The 7592-nt window shown below is 30.0% G+C and carries 5 protein-coding genes; 1 reads left to right on the top strand and 4 read right to left on the bottom strand.

What is annotated here, in order from left to right; all coding sequences use genetic code 11:
- The first annotated feature begins 11 nt into the window (after nucleotides 1-11).
- Nucleotides 12-572 (top strand): DUF6642 family protein, encoded by a 561-nt coding sequence (locus WBQ70_RS10165; RefSeq protein ID WP_423913675.1) that lies wholly within the window; start codon nucleotides 12-14, stop codon nucleotides 570-572.
- Nucleotides 573-642: 70 nt separating this feature from the next.
- On the opposite strand, the gene WBQ70_RS10170 is transcribed toward WBQ70_RS10165, so the two are convergent.
- The 4 genes from WBQ70_RS10170 to WBQ70_RS10185 form a co-directional block, all read right to left on the bottom strand.
- Nucleotides 643-1830, bottom strand: coding sequence for an acetate/propionate family kinase (locus WBQ70_RS10170; RefSeq protein WP_423913666.1), 1188 nt, complete (start codon nucleotides 1828-1830; stop codon nucleotides 643-645).
- 67 nt (nucleotides 1831-1897) lie between these two features.
- A complete protein-coding gene (pta, locus tag WBQ70_RS10175; RefSeq protein WP_423913668.1) occupies nucleotides 1898-3991 on the bottom strand; it encodes a phosphate acetyltransferase in 2094 nt (697 codons plus the stop codon).
- 49 nt (nucleotides 3992-4040) lie between these two features.
- The gene (corA, locus tag WBQ70_RS10180) at nucleotides 4041-5108 is read right to left on the bottom strand and encodes a magnesium/cobalt transporter CorA (protein WP_423913671.1); all 1068 of its coding nucleotides are present in this window, start codon (nucleotides 5106-5108) and stop codon (nucleotides 4041-4043) included.
- A gap of 593 nt (nucleotides 5109-5701) precedes the next feature.
- The coding region (locus WBQ70_RS10185; protein ID WP_423913673.1) for a response regulator at nucleotides 5702-7592 on the bottom strand (1891 nt) is incomplete at its 5' end.

The raw sequence follows: 7592 nt of genomic DNA on the forward strand, positions 1-7592 counted from the left end.
AAAAAATGATAATGGATCAGGATAAATTTATTTTCTGTCTCGAAGCGGTACCTGATATAGAAAAAACAAACTCAACCGACGTACTTAAAAACCTCGAGTTATTGGCTTATGAACAAGGCATTGCCTCTATCTACAAAAATTGTGATACCATTGAGGGTTTTGAAGAAAGTCTAAATACTTTACTATACGATGATCATAATTTCATAGATTATGAAATTATCTACTTAGTTATTACAGGCGAAGCAAATACCATTTGCATTAATAACTACTATTATAGTTTTGAAGAAATTGCAGAACTTTTTGAAGGAAAACTAAAAGGTAAAATTGTTCATTTTGCTAACAAAAAACCGCTAGACTTAGAGTCTGATGAAGCACAATATTTTCTAGATGTTACCGGTGCAAAAGCAGTTTCAGGCTATGGAATTGCAATGCAAAATTATGCAAGTAGCGGACTAGACAAAGCTTTTTTTAGTTTATTTGAAGAGGAAACAGATGTCACTGTAATTGTTGAAGAATTATTCAAAAAGCATTACGCACTTTGTAAACTACTTGATTTTAGGTTATACTATTAAATATATTAAAAAAATCATGGCATTTAATTCAAAAACTAAATGCCATGACGATAATAATAAATAGCATCACCTAAACCTTCAACACCAAACTATAAACCTGATTTGCTATTTCTAATTCCTCATTCGTTGGAATTACTAAAATTTTGGTTTTAGCATCATTAGTATTGATTTCTCTATTTTCTTTGGAACGCATTTCGTTTTTATCATTGTCTAAATGTATTCCAAAGTATTCCATATCCGAACAAACTGATTTTCGGATATAAGAAGAGTTCTCCCCTATTCCTGCGGTAAATATGATAGCATCTAATCCGTTTAAGACTGCAACATACGAACCAATATATTTTTTTATTCGATACACATTCATATCTAATGCCAACTGACATAATTTATCTCCTGTAGAAGCAGCGGCTTCAATATCTCTTAAATCGCTTAACCCCGTAAGTCCCAGCATTCCGCTTTGTTTTAATAATAAATCATTGACTTCATTTGGACTATATCCTAATGAATTAATCATATAAAAAATAACCGATTGGTCAATATCACCGCTCCTAGTTCCCATAATTAAACCACTCGAAGGAGCAAAGCCCATCGTGTGATCAATACTTTTTCCGTCTTTGATAGCAGTCATGCTACAACCGTTACCAAGGTGAATGGTAATGATTTTGGCATGGTTGTCTAACATATGCATGGCTTGTTCCGAAACGTATTTATGACTTGTTCCGTGAAAACCATATAACCTTATTTTATTTTCGTCTAACAGTTGGTTAGGGATAGCATATTGATGGGCCACCGCTGGAATGGTTTGGTGAAAAGCGGTATCAAAAACAACCACCTGTTTTGCCGTAGAGAAAATTTCTTCAGCAACTTCAATTCCTTCGTAGTTTGCAGGATTGTGCAAAGGAGCTAGTTCAAATAACTCTTTAATGTGTTCTTTTACTTCAGAATCAATTTCTACCGTTTCTGAAAACATTGCTCCACCATGAACTACTCGATGCCCCACAGCATCAATTTCAGCTTTGGTTTTAATCACACCCACATTTTTGTCTAATAGTAATTGGGCAATCTTTTCTAATCCCACTTTATGATTGGCAATTGGCAAAACTTCCTCAATGGTATTTTGATCTGTTTTATAACTAAAATTCGAAGTTTCTAAACCAATTCTATCAATCATTCCCGAACAGATTACTGTTCTTTCAGGCATCGTGATTAATTGGTATTTAATAGACGAACTTCCTGAATTTATAATAACTATTTTCATTTTTATATGTTTTTTGGTCCTTAGCACTAAGGACTATGGACTAAGTACTATTTACTTAAGAACTACGTTACAATCCTTGCGCTTGAATCGCTGTAATCACAACCGTATTAATAATATCATCAACCGTACAACCGCGACTTAAATCGTTTACAGGCTTATTTAAACCTTGTAACATTGGACCAATGGCTAGAGCACCCGTTTCTCTTTGAACCGCTTTATAGGTATTGTTTCCTGTGTTTAGATCAGGAAAAATCAACACACTGGCTTGACCTGCCACTTCTGAATTAGGCATTTTACTTTGTCCAATAATTTTATCCACTGCCGCATCATATTGGATAGGCCCTTCTATTTTCAAGTCTGGTCGTTTTTGACGTACAATATCAGTAGCTTTTCGAACTTTATCCACTTCATCTCCTTTGCCTGATGAACCTGATGAATAAGATAGCATGGCTACTTTAGGTTCGATACCAAAGGCTAAACTTGTATCTGCTGATGAAATCGCAATTTCTGCTAATTGTTCAGCACTGGGATTTGGATTAATGGCGCAATCTCCAAAAACAGAAACTCTATCTTCCAAACACATAAAAAATACAGAAGATACTACCGAAGAATTGGGTTTGGTTTTTATAAACTGTAAAGCTGGTAAAATAGTATGCTGCGTCGTGTGTGCAGCTCCAGAAACCATTCCATCAGCATGACCTTTATACACCATCATAGTTCCAAAATAAGATACATCTTCCATCAAATCTTTGGCCATTCGTTCCGTAACATTCTTAGCTTTTCTTAAGTCATAATAGGTCTGAGCATACTCCTCATAATGAGGTGATTCTATAGGGTTTATGATTTTTATTTTCGAAAAATCAAATGTAATTCCTAGTTCGTTAACTTTATTTTCAATTTGTTTTTTGTTTCCAATAATTGAAATATCTACAACATCAATTGCTAATAATCTTGAAGCAGCTATTATAATACGTTCATCCGTTCCTTCGGGTAATACTATATGTTTTCGATGTTGTTTTGCTCGTTTGACTAAATTATATTGAAACATTTTTGGAGTCATTCCTTCTACCTCAAAAGCGCTTAATTTATCGGCTAGTTGATCGAGATCTACGAATTTTTCAAAAGTAGCAATCGAAGTTTCGATCTTATGACTGTTATCAGCATAAATTTTAGAATTAATATCCCCAATTTTATTGGTAATCCTATAAGTTCCCTCATTTACGGAAAGGATAGGCACCACACTTGTCAACCCTTCGATTAATTTCAAAATACTGTCTTCAGGAACAATATTCCCTGTCAAAATAATTCCTGAAACAGAAGGATAATTAGCTGATTCATTAGCTTGCAAAGCCCCTAAAATAATATCAGCTCTATCTCCAGGAGTAATCACTAAGGAGTTCTCTTTTAAGTGTAATAAATAATTACGTAGTTGCATAGCACCCACGCTGAAATTTCCTACTTCATTATTCAAATATTCAGAACCAAATAATACTTTGGCATCAAGAACTTCTATAATTTCTTTTATAGTAGGATTTTTCAAGCTTGGTATTAACGGAATCGCATTAACTAAAATATTGGCTGGCAAACTTGATTTCAATCCATTAACAGCCAATTCTAAGTTTTCAAACTGAACTTTATTCCCTATAACAGCCAGAACATCAACATCTTTTACTCTAAATGTATCATATGCTAAATACAAACTATCTACAAATTCATCCAGTGTTTTCCCTACTCCAGAACCAACAATAATTGCTGGAATCCCTAAGTTTTTAGCAATTAAAACATTCATATCTAATTCTATAACTGTTCCTTCACCACTAAAACTTGTCCCTTCAACTAGTACAAAATCATACTGTTCTTCGAGATGTTTGAATTTTTCAATGATCAAATCGAGGACTTCTCCTATTTTTCCTTTATTTTTTTTCTTGATTAATTTGCTTTTGGTAATGGCGTAAGCATCCTCAAAGTCGATGTCTAAATTAAAATGCGAAAGAACAGTTTCAATGTGATTGTCCATTTTTCCTTCTTGGAAATCTTCAATGATAGGTCTAAAATAACCTACTCTTGCCGTTTTTCCTATCAACATACTCATCAAACCCAATGTTATAATTGATTTACCGCTATTAAATTCACTGGTAGCAACGTATATGGCTTTATTCATTAGTTTATTTTTTCATGTTTTAGTAAATTATAATCTCACAATTTTAGACTCAAAACCATTTTCTTTTTTTGAAATAAAACACCATTAACAAGCCCATCATTATCATTATTCCAATGATAATATAATAACCATTTTGATATTTTAATTCTGGCATATTTTCAAAATTCATTCCGTAAACGCCAACTATAAAAGTCATTGGAATAAAGATGGCAGAAATCACCGTTAGGGTTTTCATTATTTCGTTCATCTTATGCGCTTGTGATGAAAAAAAGAAATTGGAAGCACTTTCTAAAGTCCCCATATCTGATTCAATTTGTTCCAATAATTCTAAACTTTTTTGATGTAATCTAGAAAAAAAATTATAGGTTTCTAATTCAATTGTATTAAAACCTTCATCTTCTTTCATGCTTTTAATTGCTAATAAAGAATCTCTCAATGGAATAATTGATCTTTTTAAGAAATTAAAATTATCTCGATGTTTTTCAATACGGATTAATATTTCAGGTTTAGAACTTGTTTTTGATATAACAATTAATTCTTCTACTTTATCCTCTTCATTTTCTATGGTAATATAAAAATTCTCCATAATGGCATCCAAAAGCAAATAAAGAAGATAATCTGCTTTTTTAGTACGAACAATACCAGTATGAGTACGGAGTCGTTCTCTAATATGTGTAAAAAAATCACTTCTTTTTTCTTGAAAAGAAATCAAAACACCTTCCTTTAATAAGAAACTGATTTGTTCTACATTGATATTATCGGAATGTTCTGTTGGAAGTAAGGATTTAATATTAAAAAATAAAGTATTCGAAAATTCTTCTACTTTAGTTCTTCGAGTAGTATTTAAAATATCAGATAAGATAAAATGGTCTATTTTAAAATAGGAACCAATACTTTCAATTAATTGGATATTATTTAACCCATGTAGGTTGAGCCAATTATTCTTTGTTAGGTCTATTTTTTTAAAATTCTCAATCGAAAACTCAGCATCTTCTACAACTATAGAATCATTATATACAAACAACTGCATTTCGGACTCTAAGCGTTTGTGTTTTCCTGTATATTCTAATGAATTAGACTGAATTTTCCTGACTTTTTTAAACTTTATTTTTCTCATTCCAAATGATATTTACAGTAATATTACAAAAACTTTTTTCAAAAAAAAGGTTTCTTAACATTCAATTAAAGTAACCTTGTGATAAATTAAAACTAATAAAAAATTACATCCTTAGGAGTCTTTTGCTGATTATAATCGAAACTAAACCACTATGGATTGAAAGTCCATCGATTTGGTTGTCAGACTAAAAGTCCACAGGTGAAAACGTTAAAATTTACCACAGGTTTCAAGAAATTAGTTTTGGGACTTTGACAATAATGTTGCTAACTTAGTGAAGCAAGTAGAATATATGATTTAGAAAAGCCACAAATTCACGAATTATATTTCGTAATTTGTGAATTCGTACATTTATTTATTCAACTCAAAAAGAGAAGTTAAATAGAATTAAAATGATTAACACAGATTAATTCGTTAAATCTTTTAATCTGTGGCTAAAATTTTTAGAAGCTAAAGCGAAATACACTCAAGTGCATAGTTTTAACTATTTCTAGGATCAGTAAACTTCAAAAGATTTAAAATTTATTATAAATAATAAGCTGGAGCAAACACATTAATTAGCAATACTACTAGAGTATTGATAAAAGTAAACATATTTAGTCAATGTCATTAACTTTATTAAAAATAAGTTCGTTTATGGTTTTAAACAAAACGTTAGATTCAAAAGGTTTTATAATGATATCGTCCATTCCTGCCGATACTGCCTGTTCTATAACTTCTTCCTTATTATAAGCGGTAAGAGCAATTATAGGACATGTAATTCCCATTTTTCTAATTATTTTAGCAGCTTCATAACCATTCATTTCAGGCATATTTATATCCATCAAAATAGCATCAAAAGAATTGTTTTCTAAAAAGTTAATCGCATCCTGGCCAGAATTAACTACTGAACATTTATAATTTCTTTTTTCAATTATTTTTTTCGTAACAGTACAGTTGATTACATTATCATCAACTACTAAAATGGTAAACACTTGTGATGATGACAAGTCAACTTCAATGTCATTAATAAAATCATTTGAATTTTGAAGATCTGAATCAAAAGCAATAGTGAATGTAAAAGTAGTACCTTCACCTAAAGTGCTATCAATTAAAATAGTGCTATTAAATAATTCCAATAATCTTTTAACAATTGACAATCCCAATCCTGTTCCTTGATAGTCTGTATCTTTTCTTCCAGATTGAATAAATTTTTCAAATATTATTTCTTGATCTTCTTTGGCTATTCCAATGCCGGTATCTTTAATTTTAAATTCGATAAAATGTTTTTTATCTTCTACTGTAATCATTTTAGCATAAACAGAAACCGTTCCGTCTTTTGTAAACTTCAAAGCATTACTAATCAAATTAATCATCACTTGAGAAAAACGTAATTTATCACCAATTAAATATTTTGGAATAGTTTCATCTAAATTAATTTCAATCGTATTATTATTATTTTTAGCGATGAATAATAAGGTGTTAATAATGGTTTCTATTTCATCAACAATATTAAAAGTCAAATCTTCAAGTACAATTTTATTTTCTTCTATTTTGTTAATCTGTAAAAGATTATTAATTAATGATAATAAATACCGTGCTGAAAATTTCAACGAATTCATATGTGGACTGTCCGCTAATTCTTTATGCTCTTCCATCAAAAAATTAGTAATACCTACAACGCCATATAATGGTGTTCGCAATTCATGACTTATCGTAGATACAAATTGAGATTTTAATAAGGAGGCTTCATCTGCTTTCTCTTTAGCAAGGACTAATTGTTTATTGGTTTCTTTCAAAGCTAAATTAGCTCTTTTCTTTAAAACATAACTTCTATACAAAGAATACATTTGCAACAATAAAAAAACGAGAACAATAACAAAAAGTACTACCAAAATTTTCGATTTTCTCAAATTTTGATTTTGCAAACTATTTAAAGCCGTAACAGTATCGACTTTCCTTTTGTACTCATCCAATTCTAAATTAATTCCAGCAATTTTAGCCCTTTTGAGACTTTTAATATTATTAATTTCTTTGGTTAATTTATTATACTTTATTAAGTACAAATATGCTTTCTTAAAGTCTTTCTTTTTAAATAAATAATTAGAGTATTCTAAATACGAACTGCATAAATCAATTTTATTATTTGTTTTTTGTCCCAATTGGACAGCTTTCAAAAAGAAAAAATCTGCTTTAGAATAGTCTTTAATGTATCCATTATAAATACCATTTACCATATTTAAAGTAACTAAATTAGAGATATTTAAGTACTTCAAACTATGTTTATTAACGAAATCTAAATAAATTTTACCTCTTTCAATTTTATTTAGATCCAAATAAGCTAAAGCAATATTCAATTTTGTTATTACAATTTGTGTGGTATCTTTATTTTTTTCATTTAATAATAAAGATTTATTTAAATAAGAGATTCCCGTGTTATAATCCTTTTTTTTAAAACAATAAATGCGACCTAGATTATTATTTATTTCATTTTTAACACCATTATCA

Source organism: Flavobacterium sp., from assembly GCF_049590715.1.
Lineage (GTDB): Bacteria > Bacteroidota > Bacteroidia > Flavobacteriales > Flavobacteriaceae > Flavobacterium.